At 65.3% G+C, this 17,527-nt stretch carries 15 protein-coding genes and 1 pseudogene; 6 read left to right on the top strand and 10 right to left on the bottom strand.

The genetic code is table 11. The features are described from left to right. Nucleotides 1-28 precede the first annotated feature (28 nt). Nucleotides 29-976: pseudogene (locus AB7532_RS25145) on the bottom strand (alpha/beta fold hydrolase); the annotation flags it as partial. Between the two features lie 99 nt (nt 977-1,075). Here AB7532_RS25145 and AB7532_RS25140 point away from each other — a divergent pair. Continuing rightward, nucleotides 1,076-2,005: a LysR family transcriptional regulator gene (locus AB7532_RS25140; RefSeq protein WP_441237377.1), complete on the top strand. Its 930-nt coding sequence runs from the start codon at nt 1,076-1,078 to the stop codon at nt 2,003-2,005. Between the two features lie 63 nt (nt 2,006-2,068). Here the strand turns inward: AB7532_RS25140 and AB7532_RS25135 are convergent, their stop codons facing one another. Genes AB7532_RS25135 through AB7532_RS25125 form a run of 3 tightly spaced genes read right to left on the bottom strand, consistent with a single transcriptional unit; the run spans nt 2,069 to nt 5,561 of the window. Next, nucleotides 2,069-3,247, bottom strand: coding sequence for a glycosyltransferase family protein (locus tag AB7532_RS25135; protein WP_441237376.1), 1,179 nt, complete (start codon nt 3,245-3,247; stop codon nt 2,069-2,071). A 4-nt stretch (nt 3,248-3,251) separates the two neighbouring features. Further along, nucleotides 3,252-4,556 (bottom strand): hypothetical protein, encoded by a 1,305-nt coding sequence (locus tag AB7532_RS25130; RefSeq protein ID WP_441237375.1) that lies wholly within the window; start codon nt 4,554-4,556, stop codon nt 3,252-3,254. A 42-nt stretch (nt 4,557-4,598) separates the two neighbouring features. Next, complete coding sequence (locus AB7532_RS25125) at nt 4,599-5,561, bottom strand: UDP-glucuronic acid decarboxylase family protein (RefSeq protein ID WP_441237374.1); 963 nt, start codon at nt 5,559-5,561, stop codon at nt 4,599-4,601. Nucleotides 5,562-5,778: 217 nt separating this feature from the next. On the opposite strand from AB7532_RS25125, the gene rfbF reads away from it, so the two are divergent. Together rfbF and rfbG are read left to right on the top strand one after the other, a co-directional pair. Further along, nucleotides 5,779-6,549 carry a glucose-1-phosphate cytidylyltransferase gene (gene rfbF / locus AB7532_RS25120; protein WP_441237373.1) on the top strand — a complete coding sequence of 257 codons (771 nt, stop codon included), beginning with the start codon at nt 5,779-5,781 and terminating at the stop codon, nt 6,547-6,549. Further along, on the top strand, nt 6,546-7,619 hold the full coding sequence (gene rfbG, locus AB7532_RS25115) for a CDP-glucose 4,6-dehydratase (protein ID WP_441237372.1): 1,074 nt from the start codon (nt 6,546-6,548) through the stop codon (nt 7,617-7,619). The genes rfbF and rfbG overlap by 4 nt, the downstream gene beginning before the upstream one ends. On the opposite strand, the gene AB7532_RS25110 is transcribed toward rfbG, so the two are convergent. From AB7532_RS25110 to AB7532_RS25100, 3 genes are all read right to left on the bottom strand, one after another. Next, complete coding sequence (locus AB7532_RS25110) at nt 7,583-9,400, bottom strand: chloride channel protein (protein WP_441237371.1); 1,818 nt, start codon at nt 9,398-9,400, stop codon at nt 7,583-7,585. The two genes, rfbG and AB7532_RS25110, sit on opposite strands and share 37 nt — an antisense overlap. A gap of 152 nt (nt 9,401-9,552) precedes the next feature. Next, complete coding sequence (locus AB7532_RS25105) at nt 9,553-10,443, bottom strand: phosphotransferase family protein (RefSeq protein ID WP_441237370.1); 891 nt, start codon at nt 10,441-10,443, stop codon at nt 9,553-9,555. Beyond that, nucleotides 10,433-11,386: a sulfotransferase gene (locus AB7532_RS25100; protein ID WP_441237369.1), complete on the bottom strand. Its 954-nt coding sequence runs from the start codon at nt 11,384-11,386 to the stop codon at nt 10,433-10,435. Before AB7532_RS25100 ends, AB7532_RS25105 begins: the two co-directional genes overlap by 11 nt. 155 nt (nt 11,387-11,541) lie before the next feature. Between AB7532_RS25100 and AB7532_RS25095 the strand changes: the two genes are divergently transcribed. From AB7532_RS25095 to AB7532_RS25085, 3 genes are read left to right on the top strand one after another with little or no spacing between them, the layout of a single operon-like run. Continuing rightward, entirely contained in the window at nt 11,542-12,462 is a 921-nt protein-coding gene (locus AB7532_RS25095) for an NAD-dependent epimerase/dehydratase family protein (RefSeq protein ID WP_441237368.1), read from the top strand. Further along, the gene (locus tag AB7532_RS25090; RefSeq protein WP_441237367.1) at nt 12,437-13,258 is read left to right on the top strand and encodes a transketolase; all 822 of its coding nucleotides are present in this window, start codon (nt 12,437-12,439) and stop codon (nt 13,256-13,258) included. Before AB7532_RS25095 ends, AB7532_RS25090 begins: the two co-directional genes overlap by 26 nt. Next, the gene (locus AB7532_RS25085) at nt 13,255-14,181 is read left to right on the top strand and encodes a transketolase family protein (protein WP_441237366.1); all 927 of its coding nucleotides are present in this window, start codon (nt 13,255-13,257) and stop codon (nt 14,179-14,181) included. The genes AB7532_RS25090 and AB7532_RS25085 overlap by 4 nt, the downstream gene beginning before the upstream one ends. A 3-nt stretch (nt 14,182-14,184) precedes the next feature. Here AB7532_RS25085 and AB7532_RS25080 read toward each other — a convergent pair whose 3' ends face one another. From AB7532_RS25080 to AB7532_RS25070, 3 genes are all read right to left on the bottom strand, one after another. After that, nucleotides 14,185-15,153 (bottom strand): glycosyltransferase family 2 protein, encoded by a 969-nt coding sequence (locus AB7532_RS25080; protein WP_441237365.1) that lies wholly within the window; start codon nt 15,151-15,153, stop codon nt 14,185-14,187. 22 nt (nt 15,154-15,175) lie between these two features. Then, nucleotides 15,176-16,630 carry a DUF6056 family protein gene (locus AB7532_RS25075; RefSeq protein ID WP_441239351.1) on the bottom strand — a complete coding sequence of 485 codons (1,455 nt, stop codon included), beginning with the start codon at nt 16,628-16,630 and terminating at the stop codon, nt 15,176-15,178. 141 nt (nt 16,631-16,771) lie between these two features. Next, nucleotides 16,772-17,521 (bottom strand): glycosyltransferase family 2 protein, encoded by a 750-nt coding sequence (locus AB7532_RS25070; RefSeq protein WP_441237364.1) that lies wholly within the window; start codon nt 17,519-17,521, stop codon nt 16,772-16,774. Between the last annotated feature and the right edge of the window lie 6 nt (nt 17,522-17,527).

Raw genomic sequence — 17,527 nt, 5'->3', positions numbered from 1 at the left:
CGGTCTGGCCCAGATGGCCGTCCTTCGCAGCGGCAGATCGTCCGTTGAGAAACGCGTCGATCGCTGCCGTGGTGGCTGCGGGCTGCTCTTCCATGAGCCAATGGCCTGCGCCCGGGATGACGCGCTCCTGGACGTCGATGGCGGCGGCCCGCGCGACGACAGCCATCACCGGGCCGAACGAGGCGGCGCCGCCGATTGCCAGCACCGGCATGGGGAGCTTGGCGTGCGCCGCGAGCCAGGCGCGGTTGTCGATCGCGTCCTGGTCGAAGGCGGCGAACTGGCGGAAGCCCGCATGCATCCGCCCCGGCGCGGCGTAAATCTGAGCATAATGGGCGCGGGTGGCCTCCGGAAAGTTGGCCGGGTTGGCGGAGAATTCATTCCAGAACCGATCGAGATAGATGCGCTCGCGGCCGGCGACCAAGCGCTCCATGTCCGGTCCGCCGAACCGGAAGTGCCAGAGCAGGGGATTCTTCAAAACTTCGTCCCACGGCCCGACGCCCGGCACCGGCGCATCCATCAGCACCAGTCTCGTCACCCGGTCGGTATGCCGGCTCGCCAGCGCATAGGCGACCATGTTGCCGATGTCGTGCGCCACGACGTCGGCGCGGGGCACATGCAGCGCGTCCATCACGCCGGCGATGTCTTCCGCCTGATTGGCCTTCTCGAAGCCGACCTCGGCACGGGCGGATAGGCCCATGCCGCGCAGATCGGGGATGATCACGGTGTGGTTGCGCGCCAGATTGGCGGCGAGCGGCGACCACATGTCGCCGGTGTCGCCATAACCGTGCAACAGCACGACGGCCGGTCCGGTCCCGCCGACCCGGACGTGAAGCGTGGTGCCATTGGTCGCGACCTGCTCGGTTCGGAACGTGTTCGGGAGGTCCCAAGGCAGCTCGGCCGCTGCAGCGGGGATCGCCAGGGCGGTAAGGGTCGCACCCGCGAGCGCGAGCCGGCGAAAGGCGGTGGAAGTGGACATGCGTTGGTCTCCTCTGTTGAACGTAATTCAAAGATAGAGAGAGACGGAGCGCCTGTTTAGCTGGTATGTGCGCTAAGGATTTTTGCGTATGGAGCAAAGATGACCATCGGCAGCATGGACCGTGCCCGGGAGCTCGAAGTGTTCTGTGCCGTTGCCGACGGGGGCAGCTTTTCGGCTGCAGGCCGCAGGCTTTCGCTGACGCCGTCGGCGGTGAGCCGGACGCTGGACCGGATCGAGGCGCGGCTCGGCGCGCGCCTGCTGTTGCGGAGCACGCGCGCGCTCACGCTCACCTCCGAGGGGCAAGCCTATCTCAGCGCCGGCCGCCGCATTCTCGCCGATCTCGACGAAGCCGAGGAGGCAATCGCCGACCAGGCGTCACCGCGCGGCCGCATCCGGGTCAGCGCTGCCGTCTCGCACGGACGCTTCTGCATCGTCCCGCTGCTCGGTGAGTTCGTGCGGCGCTTTCCCAACATCATCGTCGACGTCAATCTGAGCGACGGGATCGTCGACGTCGCGGCCGGACAGGCGGACGTGGCGGTTCGCGGCGGCCCTCTGGCCGACAGCGCGCTCACGGCGCGTCGTCTCAGCGAGAACGGCCGCACCATCGTCGCCTCGCCGTCCTATCTGGCGCGCTGGGGCGTACCCGAGAGGCCGGAAGACCTGCACAATCACAATTGCCTCAACTTCAGTTTCCGCCGCGCGGAGCCGGTATGGCCGTTCCGCCGGGACGGCACCGACTATGCGTTGAAGGTGCGCGGCGCGATCGAAGCCAACAGCGGCGAGACCTTAGGCCAGCTGGCGCTCGATGGCATCGGCATCGCGCGCGTCGGCAATTTCGGTCTCGGCGACGCGATCGCCGAAGGGCGGCTGGTCCCGCTGCTGGAATCCTTCAATCCCGGAGACAAAGAGGTCTTCCACGCGGTCTTCATCGGCGGTGCCAACATGCCGGCGCGCGTGCGGGTCTTCGTCGACTATCTGGTGGAACGCATGGATGACAGTGCCCGAAAGACCTCTCCAAGGGTGCGATGAGACCTGGTCGGTGTTTCGGGAGCGATGTGCGGTCAATCCAGGCGAAAGCCACAAGGCTTTGTCTCAGTTTGCCAGCCGCAGGATCGCCTCCACCCGTTCCCCGAAAGTGTGGGTCGCGAGCGTGCGCGCCTGGCCCGCCGCTGCGATTGCCGCGCGGGCGGGCTCGTCGGCGAGATAGCGGTCGATCTGCGCGAGGCAGTCCTCGACCGTGCGCCACGCCGCGACCTCGCGCCCGGGCTCGAACAGCGTGTGCAGATTGTCCTTGAAGTCGGTGAGCAGGAACGCACCGACACCGGTCGCCTCGAACAGGCGCGCATTGCCGGCCTCGCGGCCGGCCATGTCAATGTGCGAGTTGAGGGTGATGCGCGAGGCGCGCAGCGCCTGGTACATCTCCGCGCCCCACACTTCGCCCTGATAGCAGCGGTGCAGCGGCGACGAGGCGGGAAGCGATTGCAGGCCGCTGCCGAACAGTTTGAGGTCATGGCGCCGCGCCACCGCCTCGAGCTGCGCGACGCGAAGCTGGTGATCGGCCGACACCGCGCCGACGAAGGTCACGTCGAAATTTTGCGATGGCGCCGGAGGCAGAACGTCGAGGATCCCGGGCTCGAAGGCAAGATGGACCACTTCCGCGCGCGCCTTGTGCTGGCGGAAGAAATCAACCACTGCGGCCATCTGCGAGATCATGAGATCGTAGACCGACCAGTCCTCGCCGCGCGACGGCGAGATGCCGACCTGGCCGATCAGGATCGGGCGGCCGATCTGCTTGATCCGGTGTGCCAGGCGCGTGTCGACGTGAAACAGATCCTGGTTGAGCACGAGATCGGGTTTGAAGTCCTCGATCTGCGCCAGCAGGATCTTTTCGGCCTCCGCATCGAGCCGCGGACTGAGTCCGACCTTGCGTGCGAGTGGCCGCAGCACCGGCTTGAACGGCGCGACCGCGCGTTTCAGCCAGCCGGGAACGGCGTCGCGTGCGGCGGGCGCGCCCGGCGGCGATGGCTCGGCGACGGCAAGGCCATGCTCGCGCGCCCAGGCCGCCCGCATCCAGGGATTGTTGACATGGATGTCGGCGGCGACGTGTCCGAGCCGTGCGAAATTGCGCGAGTAGAAATCGGCGACGCCGAACAGGCTGGCATTCCGCGCCGCCATCTGCGCTGCGTAGGGCTCGTTCTCCAGGCCCGGATGTCGGCGGTAGAGCCAGGAGAGGAAGCGCGGATAGTCGGCGTTGAGGATCAGGATGCGCACGGCGTCACGGCTTTGGTTCGAACAGGTTGCGGGGCGTCATGGACCAGAGCAGGAACAGCAGCACGGTGCCATGGGTGAGCATGGCGACCGAGAGCGGCACGTTGAGCAGAACGTGCGGCAGCACGCCGGCTGACATCAGGACGAAGCGGGGCGGAAGTCCCGCGGAGGCGCGATTGCCGAGCGCGAGCACGAGGCCGCAAGCGAGCGCGGACAGGGGCGCGAGATAAAGACCGACGGAGGCGACCCCTTCGGTCGCAAACAGCGACGCATTCAGATTGCCGAAGCCGTAGGTGCTCTGCATCACCACCGCCAGCGGCTCCTGGTAGGGGCAGTGCGTCAGTGGCTTGAGGACGGAGATCTGGCAGAACCAGGTCACGGGGTGGCTGGCGAAGAAATGGTTGTAGATGTCGAGCGCGCTCGATGCCGTCGCCATCATCCGGATGTTGACGATGTCGAAATATCTGCCGGGGACGCTGGTGAGGGTGCCGCCGGTGAGGACGATCACGACGAGGCCGAGCAGCATCGGAACGAAGATCGATACGATGACCGAGGTCCTCGCCTCCAGAAGTCGCGACAGCACGGCGAGCGCGACCAGCCAGGCCGGCGTGAAGAACGCGAACTTCGTCAGCGTGATCGGGTAGAAAAACAGCAGCAGGACCAGCACCAGGCCGGCGCGCTTGGGATGGCCGAGCAGCCAGTAGCAGGCGAAGGCGAATGGCAGCAGCGTGCTGGAGACCCAGCCCGTGAGATACCTGATCGCGCCCGGAAATTCGAGCGCGTCGCGGTACTCGTAGATGTCAGCGATCGCGACCAGGCGGAAATTGTAGGTTGAGGCGACGGCGATGGTGGCGATGGAGATCACCAGGATGGCGGTGAGCAGGTGCTCGAAACGGGCGTTCGACAGCACGACCAGCTGCCGGAACGGCGCTCGCACGAACAGCATGGGCATCAGAAAGAGCACCAGCGACAAGCCTGCCGAGACCCCTGCGAGCAACCGCTCGTAGCTGTAGTCGGAGAACACGTCGATCCACAGGAAGCCGAGGATCATCGTGTAGAAATAGAAGCCGGCGAAATAGCCGAAGCTGAAGCGGGCGGCGGCAAACAGCAGCGAGACGGCGGAGAATGCGATCGCGACCGCGACCGCGATCCAGAGGCGCTCGCCGCTGAAGTGGATGTAGGACTGGAAGGTCGCGACCTTGATCAGCGACAGGCAGGTGACGGCGCTGTGCAGCAGCAGCAGGACCGTCAGCGCAGCCTTCGAATCCAGCCGCGATCGCAGATGCTGGATGATGCCGGACGGTTCGCTCATGGCAGTGAGGTTCGCTGCGGACGAGGTGGGGTGCGAGCGGGATCAGGCGATTTCGAGCGAGTGCTTGAAATAGGCGATGGTCTCCTTCAGGCCGTCCTCGAGCGCGACCTTCGGCTGCCAGTTCAGGACGGCCTTGGCCTTGGTGAGATCGGGCTGGCGCTGGCGCGGGTCGTCCTGCGGCAGCGGCTTGAACACCAGCCTGGAGCGCGAGCCGGTGAGCTCGATGACCTTCTCGGCGAGCTCGCGGATGGTGAACTCGGAATTGTTGCCGAGGTTGATCGGGCCGGTGACGTCTTCGTTCGTCACCATCAGCCGCAGGATGGCCTCGACGAGATCGTCGACATAGCAGAACGAGCGGGTCTGCCCGCCGTCGCCGAACACGGTGATCGGCTCGCCCTGGAGTGCCTGGACGATGAAGGACGACACCACGCGGCCGTCATTGGGCTGCATGCGCGGGCCGTAGGTGTTGAAAATGCGCGCGACCTTGATCGGCAGGCCGTGCTGGCGCCAATAGTCGAAGAACAGCGTCTCGGCGCAGCGCTTGCCCTCGTCGTAGCAGGAGCGGATGCCGATCGGGTTGACGTTGCCCCAGTAATCCTCGGTCTGGGGATGGATCAAGGGATCGCCATAGACCTCGCTGGTCGAGGCCTGGAAGATTCGTGCCTTGAGCCGCTTGGCGAGGCCGAGCATGTTGATGGCGCCGTGCACCGAGGTCTTGGTGGTCTGCACGGGGTCGCGCTGGTAGTGGATCGGCGAGGCCGGGCAGGCCAGGTTGAAGATCGCGTCGACCTCGATGTAGAGCGGGAAGGTGACGTCGTGCCTGACCGCCTCGAACAGCGGATTCGAGATCAGATGGGAGATGTTGCGCCGGCTGCCTGTGAAGTAATTGTCCGCGGAAACCACTTCGGCCCCGGCATCGAGCAGCCGTTCGCAGATGTGCGATCCGATGAAGCCGGCGCCTCCGGTGACGAGGATGCGGCTGTTCTTGTAGCTTTCAAACGGCATTATCGGTTCCAGCTGGATCTTGGGGCGGTCTCGCCAGGCGCGGCCGCGAAAGTGGTATCGGCTGCGGGCGGAAAGGCCAATAGGCTTGCGCGGAGTAATATATTACCTCTTGATATTTCCTCAGGTTGCGTCCGGACGATTTTTCCAACTGTTTCCGGTTCGTATAGAAGCCGTCGGGTATGGACAGGGATGGGTGTCCCCGTTTGGAGCCAACTGAATGAAAGTCGTAATTCTCGCTGGAGGTCTGGGAACCCGAATCGCCGAGGAAACCAGCACGCGGCCGAAGCCGATGGTCGAGATCGGCGGCCGGCCCATCCTGTGGCACATCATGAAGATCTACAGCCATTACGGCTTCAATGATTTCGTGATCTGCCTCGGCTACCGGGGCTTCATGATCAAGGAATATTTCGCGAACTACTTCCTGCACATGTCCGACGTCACCTTCCATCTCGCCGAGAACCGGATGGAAGTGCATCGCGAAACGGCCGAGCCTTGGCGGGTCACGCTGGTCGATACCGGCGAGGACACCCAGACCGGCGGCCGGCTGAAGCGGGTGCTGCCTTACGTCGCGAACGAGCCCTTCTTTGCGCTGACCTATGGCGACGGCGTCGCCGACATCGACCTCGCCGCCGAGATCGCCTTCCACAAGGCGCATGGACGCAGGGCCACCGTCTCGGTGGTGCGGCCCGCGAAACGATTCGGCGCCGTCGCGATCGAGGGCGACCGGGTGGTCAATTTCGAGGAGAAGCCCAACGATGACGGCGGCTGGATCAACGGCGGCTTCTTCCTGCTGTCGCCGTCGGTCGGCGAGCTGATCGCCGGCGACAAGACGATCTGGGAACGCGAGCCGATGGAGCAGCTCGTGCGCGGTGACGATCTGCGCGCCTATGTGCATCCCGGCTTCTGGCACCCGATGGATTCGCTGCGCGATCGCACTTTCCTCGAGGGCGAATGGACTGGCAACCGCGCCAAGTGGAGGGTCTGGTGACGGACCCCGCATTCTGGCGCGGGAAGCGGGTTTTTCTGACAGGGCATACCGGCTTCAAGGGGGCCTGGGCCTCGCTGCTGCTGCGCCGGATGGGAGCCGACGTCTACGGCTATGCGCTCGAGCCGACGCATCGATCTTCTCTGTTCGTGACGGCGCGGATCGCCGACGACATCAAGCACCGCATCGGCGACATCCGCGATCTCGGCGCTTTGCGCGCCGCGATGGCGGAGGCCGAGCCCGACATCGTCATCCACATGGCGGCACAGGCGCTCGTGCGCCCGTCCTATGAGGAGCCGGTCGAGACATTTGCGACCAACGTGATGGGCACGGTGCATGTGCTGGAGGCGGCGCGGCAGCTGCGCGCGCTTCAGGCAATGCTGATCGTCACCACCGACAAATGCTACGAGAACAACGGCTCGGGCGCCGCCTTCCGCGAGAGCGACCGTCTCGGCGGCGACGATCCCTACAGCAACAGCAAGGCCTGCGCGGAGCTCGCGACGCATTCCTATCGCCGCAGCTTCTTCAACGTGCCGGGCGCGGCGCGCATTGCGACGGCGCGCGCCGGCAATGTGTTCGGCGGCGGCGATTTCGCACGCGACCGGCTGGTGCCCGATGCGATGCAGGCGTTCTCGGCGGGCGAGGCGCTGCGTATTCGCAATCCCAATTCGGTGCGGCCGTGGCAGCACGCGCTCGATCCGGTGCTCGGCTATCTCAGGCTGGTCGAGCGGCTGGCGGGCGATGAGCGCTTCACCGGCGGCTGGAATTTCGGGCCCGATGCTGCAAGCGAAGTGCCGGTGGGAACTGTGGTCGAACAGTTGATCGCGCTGTGGGGCGACGGTGCGCGCTGGACCGCCGATGCGGGTCCGCATCCGCACGAAGCCGCCTATCTCAGGCTCGATTGCACCAAGGCGCACAGCGAGCTCGGCTGGACGCCGCAGCTCGATCTGGCGCAGGGCCTGCGTCTGACTGTCGATTGGTACCAGGCGCTGCGCGACGGCAAAGACCTGCGCAACTTCTCGCTCGAGCAGCTCGATCAGGTCGTCGGCACGTCGTCGAGGACCGTCGCGTGACGTGACGGCTCGTGGCGGCCGGGACCGAAGAAGGCGGATCGCCGGGTCTCGACCGATCTTGCGGTGGCGCGAATGCGCAGGAGATCCTTGCGGGCAACCAGGCCGACGAGATGCCCGGTCGCGCGCTCCACGATCGGCACGCGCCCGACATCTGCCAGAACCATCCGGTCGGCAACGTGCGAGACGGGCTCGTCCGGATAGCCGAGTGTGAGCGAGCGGTCCGACGCGCAGTCGAACAGGGTGTCGCGGCCGTCGGCGCTTTCCGCGCGCCATCGCAGGACGTCCGAGCGGCCGACGAGACCCGAGACCTGTCCGCCGGCATCGATCAGAGGATAGGACTTGTGACGCCGTTCCTCGCCCGAGAAGAATGATACCGCCTCGCCGACGGTCATCGCTGCCGGCAGAGTATCGACATCCTTCACCATCACTTCGTGGACGCGAAGCAGGTCGAACGGGTCGATGCCGTATTCGCGCACGACGTGCTGGCCGCGCCGGGCGATTTTTTCGGTGAGGATCGAACGCTTGAGCAGCAGCACGGTCAGCGCATAGGCGGCACTCGTCGCGATCAGCAGCGGTCCGAGCATCGCAAAATCGCCGGTCAGCTCGACGGCGAACAGGATCGCGGTCAGTGGCGAGCGCATCGTGCCGCCCATCATCGCGGCCATGCCGATCAGTGCCCATGCGCCATGTGAGCCCGGCAGCAATTGTCCTTCGAGCCATCCGGCGCAACCGCCGAAAATGAGAAGCGGTGCGAGGACGCCGCCGGAGGTGCCCGATGCCAGCGCGACGATCCAGATTGCGGACTTCACGAGCAGGATCATGACTGTGGCCGACACCGCAATGTGGTCGTTGAGCAGGTCGCCGATGATATCGTAGCCGACGCCGAGCGCGCGCGGCTCGATCAGGCCGCCGGCACCGACGAACAGCCCGCCGATCGCCGGCCACCACATCCAGTGAATCGGCAAATGGCCGAAGAAGTCCTCGGCCTTGTACAGCAGCGTGGTCAGCAATCCCGATTGCAGTCCTGCCGCAACGCCTATGCCGACACAGGCAAATGGCCCCCACCACGGCAGATCGAGCTGGCCGGCGAACGGAAACAGCACGCCGCTGCCGATCAGCCAGGGCCGCAGCGCCGACGAGACCACGCAGGCGGCGATCACGGGAATCAGGCTGCGCGGTTTCAGCTCGAACAGGAGGAGTTCGACGGCAAGCATGACGGCGGCGACGGGAGTTCCGAAGATGGCCGTCATGCCCGCGGTCGCACCGGCTACCAGCATCGCCTTGCGCTCGGCGGCGGTCAGATGGAAGCATTGCGCGAAGAGGGAGCCGACGGCGCCGCCGGTCATGATGATCGGGCCCTCGGCGCCGAACGGTCCGCCGGTGCCGATCGAGATGGCCGACGACAGCGGCTTGAGGACGGCGACTTTCGGCTGGAGGCGGCTGCCGCCGATGAGGATCGCCTCGATCGCCTCGGGAATGCCGTGGCCGCGAATCTTCTCCGAGCCAAAGCGCGCCATCAGGCCGATGACGAGGCCGCCGAGGGCCGGCGCTGCGACCATCCAGACGCCGGGTTTCACGCCGGACATCGAGAGCGTCTGCGTGCTCAAGGTTTGCAGCCAGACCGCATTGGTGACGATCGCGATGGCATGCAGCAACAGCCACGCCGTCGCCGCGCCGCCGGCGCCGACGACAACGGCCATGGCGACCAGCATCAGCACGCGCCGGTCCGTCGTGAAGTCGCCGAGGCGCGGCAGGGAGTTGGCGGGAATGGAGCGTGGCATCTTGGTCCGATCGGAAGTGGCGTAATTGGCATGATGACGGAGCATGGCCGGGGGCACCGGTCAGCCCGCCGGAGATATATCGTAGTACGATATAAATCAACGGGTCATTGGCGGCGGAAAGGTACGCTTTGGAAATCGGGTGAAGGACGCGCCTAGCGCGGCAGTTCCAGAATCTCGGCGATGCGGGCCTGCGGGGACACCGCGTGCTTCAGATAGGCACCCGAGCACACTGCGAGATGGGATTTGAGCAGCACGACGAGGGCGAGGATCGCGCGCTCGATCTCGGGCGGAAGACCGGTGCGGCCGAACGCTGCCGATTGCAGGAACGGCCGGTTCTCCATGAAGGTCAGCCAGTAGAGATAGTCGTAACCCGCGATGCCGAGGAAGGCGTCTTCCCAGTCGATGACGCGCGGATCGGTGCCGGCGAGCATGATGTTCTTCGGTCCGAAATCACCGTGGCAGAGCGCTGCGGGCAGATCCGCGAAGCCATCCTCGAACAGTCCAATCAGCCGGCTCACCTCGACGACGCTTGTCTGGTCCAGCAGGCCTCGCTCCGAAAGGGTGCTTAGCGCGCGCGCAGCGGTAGACAGATAACGCTCGAACGAAGGGAGATCGTCCGGCCGCCAGTCGTCGAGCCGTTCGCTGCATTCTCGCGCCATGGCAGCGGCATCCGCAGGCTTGATCGGGGCGGCCAGCGGTGCGAGCGCGGGCATCAGGACGCAGAGCCGGCTCGATCCGTCCGCCAGCGGGACCTCGAAACGGTCAAGCACGATCGTGCTGCCGTAAAGACGCGCGAGGATATCGGCCTCCCTGGTGAGGCTCGCGCGGGCGGCCGTACCAGGCAGATGCGTCTTCAGAAACCGTTTCTCGCCCGCAATCCCGGCATCGAAGCAGATGCCGAGCGTGCCGCCGAGCATCGGTGTCACGACGGCGCCGCGGCCGGATGATTGCAGCTGTTGCCGCAGCGCGGGCAGGATGGCCGCGCGATCGGCGGCGATGTCGGGGCGGTCGTTGGCTTCGAAGAACGCGATCTTACCCAGCACGATAGAGCGGGCCCAGATAGTCGATCTGGTCGTAGCCGAAATGGCGGGCCAGCGCCGCGGTGCCCTGCGCGATCTGCTTGCGCTCGTCGTCCGAGAGCTCCTGGATGACGGCCTGGTTGTAGTCCTTGGTGCTCTTGAGCACGGTGCCCCAGGGCGCGATCGAGTCCTTGATCTCGACGCCGTTCCAGCTCGGATAGAGCATGCTGTCGGCGAAGGGCACGCCGATGAAGTTGGCTGCTTCCGTCATGAATTTGCGCTTGTCGTCCACGAGGTCCTCGTAGCGGAAGATGCGCACGTTCTCGGGATACATCTTGGCGAACATCTCGACCGTCGAGTGATAGATGTTCCAGGTGATCAGGTACTTCGACAGCGGCTGCGGGAACGGACGGCGCTTGGTGTCGCGATAGGCCGAGAACGGGTTGCGGACGATGTGCAGGATGCGCACGTTCGGGAGGTCGCGCACCATGCGGTCGGCGTCGATGCCGATGGCGGGGGAGTAGCCGACATGGACCATGCCGGCACGCGGCTTGGTGTAATAGTTCTCCCAGGCCGTGAAGGTCGAACGGAAGAAGGCCTCGATGACCTTGCGGCGCGGGATCGGCGCCTCGCCGCACAGGCGGACGAATTCGGCGACGCGGTTCTTTTCATCCAGCACGCAGTCGGCGTCGCGGAACTTGGAGCCGTTGCGCTTGCGCAGGAACGTCTTGAGCTCCTCGTCGATCATTTGCTCGTAGAGCTCGACCGCCGTCAGCCCTTCCGGAAATTCGGGATAGCGGTACTGGACGCGCTCGACCGAGGCGAGGAAGTCGTTGAAGTTGCGGTTTCCGAGCTGCGACTCGAAGGGGTAGACGAGCAGGTCGGGATGGCCGTCGAAGTGACGATGGGTGACGTTGCCGCCGTGCTCGAAGCCCGCGGAAACCATGGCCAGCCTGAAGTCGCTCATGCATCTACCCCTGTGTCGTCGAACGTCAAATCTGGCCCTCCGTTTAGCTGCATGGGCCGGATAATCAAGCTCAGATGGCGCTCCAGAGGCCCAGGCCGGGGCAAATCCCGAGGCGGGACATTGACGGGCTGGGGCGGCTGATCTACCCGGGGCGAATGCGTGTTTTCGTCACTGGCGCGAGCGGCTTTCTGGGCTCCTATCTCGTTGCGGACCTCGTGGCGCGGGGGCACGAGGTGGCTGTCCTGTTGCGGCCGGAAAGCGCCTCCTGGCGCCTCGCGGGGGCAGTCGACCGCCTGCAGGTGATTCCGGGCGCTCTGGAGCATCTGGACGGGCTGGGGACGGCTCTCGAGGCTTTTGCGCCGGAGGCGGTCATCCACATGGCCTGGCGCGGCGTCGCGGGCAGTGACCGCAACAGCCCGGTTCAGGCGGCCAACGTGCCTGACACGGTCGCCCTCGTCGAACTGGCCGCCGCGGCCGGCGCCAAAATCTTCGTCGGCGCCGGATCGCAGGCCGAATACGGCCCCTGTGATCGCGCGATTCGCGAGGACGACGTGCCGCGGCCGACGACGCTCTACGGCATGGCCAAGCTTGCCGCCGGGTCGATGGCGCTGCGCCTCGCCGAGGAGCGGGGGCTGCGTGCGGCATGGCTGCGAATCTTCTCGACCTACGGCCCGAAGGATGCGGATTACTGGCTGATCCCGAGCATGATCCGGAACCTGCGCTCGGGACAGCACATGGCGCTGACGGCTTGCGAGCAGCGCTGGGGATTTTTGCACGCACGCGACGCGGCGAGCGCCTTCCGGCTCGCGGTGACGCACGATGCAGCGGGCGGCATTTTCAACGTCGGCAGCCCGGAGGCGCCGCCGCTGCGCGAGACGGTGACGCGGCTGCGCGATCTCGTCGACCCCGGTGCGGCGCTGGGCTTCGGCGAGTTGGCGTACCGTCCCGATCAGGTTATGATCCTGGCCGCGGACGTTTCGCGCATGCTCGCATTGGGCTGGAAGCCCGAAGTGTCGTTGGACGACGGACTACGCGAAACGGTGAACTGGCATGACAATTCCCGCAAATCGTCCTGAACCGAAGGAGTTTGCGCGGCGCATTCGCGCGCACGCGCTGCGGATGGTGCACGCCGCAAAAGCCTCGCATATCGGCGGCTGCCTCTCGATGGCCGACATCCTGGCGGTGCTGTACACGCGGATCCTGCGGCTCGATCCGGCAGAGCCGCAAAGCCCGAACCGCGATCGTTTCGTGCTCAGCAAGGGCCACGCCACGGCGATCATGTATGCCACGCTCGCCGAATGCGGCTTCTTTTCGCTTTCTGAGCTTGACACCTATTGCCGTGACGGATCGATCTTCACCGGGCATGTCAGCCACGCCGTCCCAGGGGTGGAGGTCTCGACCGGCTCGCTCGGCCATGGCCTTCCGATCGCGATCGGCATGGCGCTCGCCGCGCGAACCGCAGGGGCCGGCAGCCGCGTGTTCTGCCTGCTCAGCGACGGCGAATGCGATGAGGGCTCCAACTGGGAAGGCATCCTGTTTGCGCCCCATCACAAGCTCGACAATCTCTGCGTCATCGTCGACTTCAACAAGATCCAGAGCTTTGGCTCGGTCGCCGAGGTGCTGAACCTCGATCCGTTCGTGGACAAATGGAAGGCGTTCGGATGGCATGTCGAGGAGATCGACGGACACGATGTCGTTGCGCTCGAGCGCGTGCTGGGGGCCGTGCCTGTAACGTCGGGTCGGCCGACCGTGGTGATCGCCCACACCGTCAAGGGCAAGGGCGTGAGCTTCATGGAGAACAAGCTCGAATGGCACTACCGTTCGCCCTCGGATGAACTGCTGGCGCAGGCGCTGGCGGAGGTCGGCGCATGAGGACGACGTTCATCGAGAGCCTCTCGCAGGCCGCGAGCGAGAACCCCGATCTCTGGCTGCTCTGCGGCGATCTCGGCTATTCCGTGCTGGAGCCGTTCGCGGCGAAATTCCCCGATCGCTATCTCAATGTCGGTGTCGCCGAGCAGAACATGGCGGGCATTGCCGCCGGCATCGCGCTGTCGGGCAAGACGGTGTTCATCTATTCGATCGGCAATTTCCCGACCTTGCGCTGCCTCGAGCAGCTGCGCAACGACGTCTGCTACCACGGTGCCGACGTCAAGGTCGTGGCGGTGGGCGCCGGCTATGCCTATGGCAGCCAAGGCTACACCCATCACGCGCTGGAAGATGCCGGCATCATGTCGATGCTGCCGGGCATCGAGGTGTTCGTGCCCTGCGACCCCATGGAAGTCCGTGCCGCCACGCGCCTGATCGCGGGAAGCGGCAAGCCGTCTTACCTGCGGCTCAGCCGGCAGGGTGAGCCGAATCTCGGCCCTGCCGCCATTACCGACATTCGCAAGCCGCGGGTCCTGCGCGAGGGACGGGATGTCGTCATTCTCGCCTCAGGACCGATCGCTTCGCGCGCGGTCGAGGCGGCCGGCGAGCTTGCCGGGCGAGGCCGGGACGTCGGTGTGGTCAGTATCTCCTGCCTGAAGCCGCTCGACGAGGCCGCGATCCGCGACGCCGTGCGTGACGCGTCGCTCGTCGTGACGCTCGAAGAACATATCTTGCGCGGCGGCCTGTTCAGCTTCGTGGCGGGCGCGTTCGCCGGCGACGTCAAGCGCGCGCCGATCACGGGTATCGGGATTCCGGAGCAGGGCGGCAAGACGTCGAGCGCAGGATCGCGCGAAGCCCTGCTCGATGCCGCCGGTCTGTCCGTGCCGGCCATCGTCGCCAGGATCGAGCAGTCGCTGGCGAAGCGCTAGCCCTCAAGCGCCCGGGGACGGTGGCGGATCGAAATTCACCCGCTCGCGCTCGAACACCACGGGCTTTTCGCGCACCTGTCCGTAGATCGCGAGCACGTATTCGCCGATCATCCCCATGAAGAACAATTGCACGCCGCCGAAGAAGAACATGGCGACGATCAGGGTGAGGATGCCGGGCTCAGCGAGCTTCTGATAGAGCACCAGGCCGATGATGAAATTGACGATGGCGTAGGCAATACTCAAGGCCGAGATCAGGAAGCCCGCGAGCAAGCCGAAGCGGACCGGCGCCGTGGTAAAGGAGACCAGCCCGTTGAGGCCCTGGTCGATCAGGGCGCTGGCGCGGTTCTTCGAAAACCCCTTCTTGCGCTCGCGCCAGGTGTAGGGCACGCCGACCATGCGGCCGCCGCACTCGAACGTCATCATCCGCATGAACGGATAGGCGTCACGGACGTGACGCATGGCCTCGACGACGCGCCGGTCGACGAGCTGGAAGTCGCCGACACCAGGAGGCACCTTGAGCTCGGAAAACCTGGTCAGCACGCGGTAGTAGGCATCGCGGAGCCCGCGCATCAGGCGGCTTTCCTCGCGCACCGCGCGGATACCGTAGACGATCTCGTTGCCGGCCTCCCACAGCTTGACGAATTGGGGCAGCAGGTCGGGCGGGTCTTGCATATCCGCCGGCATGAACAGCAGAACGGCGTCGCCCTTGCTCGCCATCACCCCGTTATAGGTGTTGCGCAGCGGCCCGAAATTGCGTGCATTGACGATGACCTTGACCGCCGGATCCTGCGCCGCGATCTCGCGCAGGATCTCAACGGTGCGATCGTCGGAGGCGTTGTCGCAGAAGATGTGCTCGCGCTGGTAGCCCTTGAGCTCGGTGTCGAAGATCTTCCGGATCGCCTCGTAGCAATCCCTGACGTTCAGCTCTTCGTTGTAGCAGGGCGTGATCACGCTGATTGTTTTCACGTTCATGTCTCTGGCAAAGGGCAATTGGTCAACGCGGGGAATCGGCGACGTGGATCGCTGACTTGTGATAATATCTGGCGATGCAGTCGTTCGGCAATCGGTCGGGATCGGCCGTGACGTCGGATGTCATCAGCAGGGACGGCGTCCATGTGTGCCGGGGGACGGCGACCACCGCCTCCTGGCTGGTCGTCAGGAGGACGTGCCGGGCGAGGCTTTCCTGCCAGTAGGGATCGAGGTCCTGCCACTGCCTGCACAGCAGCGACGACGTCGAGCTGAGGCCGAGCGAGGCGATCATGAGAAGTCCAAGGCCCGCCGGCAGGGCCACCGGACCGAGGAGGCCACCGCTTGCCGAAAGCCGCGCGCGTAATGGCAGGCGGTAAGCCCGGACAAGCAGCCTGATACTCAGCATCGATCCGAACAGAAGCAGGATCAACGCCTGGTTCTGCGCGCGTTCGACCAGTCGGAATCCCGTCGCATATTGATGCGCGGAATATTCGAAGTAGCAGCAGGCGAGGCAGACGGCGGCGATGCCGAACGCCAGCATCTTGTCGTTGGCGGATGCCGGCCTGGCCGGCTCCGGCTCGATCAAGGCGATGGCGCCCGCGGTGATCAGCGAGACGATGATTGCGGGCTCGCGGAAAAACCGGCCGAGCCCGATCAGTGAATCGCGGAAGCCGTTGAACAGCGACGGCAGGAAGTGACCGGCATTCGGCAGCTGCTCCATGCGCGTGCTGTTGCCGCTGGCCGACGCCACCACGACAAAGCCGACAGCGATCGTTATGGCGATCAGGCCATGATGCGCGATCTGGCGCGGCTGACCGAACAGGTGACGCGCGAGCAGGGATGCGGCGAGGATCAGCAGCAGCCAGAGGCCGGTGAACTCATTGCACATCGCGGCGACCACTCCGCCCAGGGCCATGGCGATGGTCAGTGGCAGGGAGAATTCCGTATCGGTGTCGAGCGCCCGAACGCACTCGCCAAGGATCAGAATGGTGAGGAGCGCAGGCGGAACGTAGCACGTCAGGCCCGCCAGCCAGTAAAGCAGTTCGCGCAGGCTCGGCGCCGCACCGACCACGGTGCTCGCAAACGCCAGGGTGAGAAAGGTCACTTGCAGCGCGCCGGCGCGGGGCCATGCACGGATCGTCGCGACAGCCGAGGCGAACAGGAACAGGCCGGCACACGCGATCAGCGTCAGCGAATAGGCCGATAGCAGGCTGACATTCGCAGCCTCGGAGATCGCTGTTGGAATCTGGCTCAGGAACAGGGCCACCACCCGGCCCGACAGCGAATGATAGATGATCGAGATGGTCTGGATGAACCCGTGCCGCGCGTACAGATCCGAGAAGCAGAAATCATCGTGCTCGGGCGCACTGCGGAAAGTCAGCGCAAACAGACCGAGCAGAAAGATCGCAGGAAACAGGCTGCTCAGCGCCCAGGCAAGGTTGGCTCTGCGCGTGGCGAAGGGGTGCGCCGCCAACGGCATAACGTCCTGATTGTACACGCAAAGCCCCCTTCGATTCGGGCAGACTAGTGACAACCGAACCGGGTCGCAATGTTGATTTCCGGCTATTGCAGGTGGTCGCCCGGCGCTTGCCAGCGCGCCAGCTCAAAACGTCGCTTGCTGCTAGAATTCGCGCCGCTTCAGCCAGGCGCGCGCGGCCCAATGGCCGAAGCACCAGGCTGATTTGAGCGGCGGCAGCTTCTCGACGTTGCGATAGATGTTCCAGACCCATTTGGCGGAGCGCGCCGGACGGCTGGAGACGGACGAGCCCCTCACACGGTAGCGCGCCAAATCCTCGTTGAGGCCGTACGCGATGTGGCCGCGCTTGAGGATGGAGAGCCACAGGCAGAAATCGTCATAGCCCTCGTTCGTCATCGCGACGGGCCCCGAAATCTCGCGGTCGACCAAAGCCGTCAGCGTCGCGATCGCGGTGTTCTTCAGCAGCTGATTGTAGCTCAGTGATGCCGGCACCCCGATCAGCCGCCCCGACATGGTGTTGGCCTCGTCGATGCGGCGGAACGCGGTGTAGCTCAGGGCGGCACGCTTCTCGCGGGCAAAGGCAAGTTGGCGTTCGAGCTTGGCCGGTAGCCACAGATCGTCGCTGTCGAGGAAGGCGAGATAGCGGCCCTGCGCCTGGTCGATCGAGGCCTGACGCGCCAGCGCCGGGCCGCCGTTCTTCGCCATCCGGATCAGCTTGACGCGGGGATCGCGCGTGCCGATCTCCGCGATGATCGCGGGCGTGCGATCCGTCGAGCAGTCATCGGCAATCAGCAGCTCCCAGTCGTCGAAAGTCTGGGCCTGCACCGAATGGATGGTTTCCTCGATGCAGCTCTCGACGTTCCAGGACGGCATGATGATGGAGACGAGGGGCATCGCGTG

Origin of the sequence: Bradyrhizobium sp. 930_D9_N1_4 (genome assembly GCF_052076015.1) — a bacterium.
In the GTDB taxonomy this organism is placed as follows: Bacteria; Pseudomonadota; Alphaproteobacteria; order Rhizobiales; family Xanthobacteraceae; genus Bradyrhizobium.
This window is presented reverse-complemented; position numbering and strand designations above follow the sequence as displayed.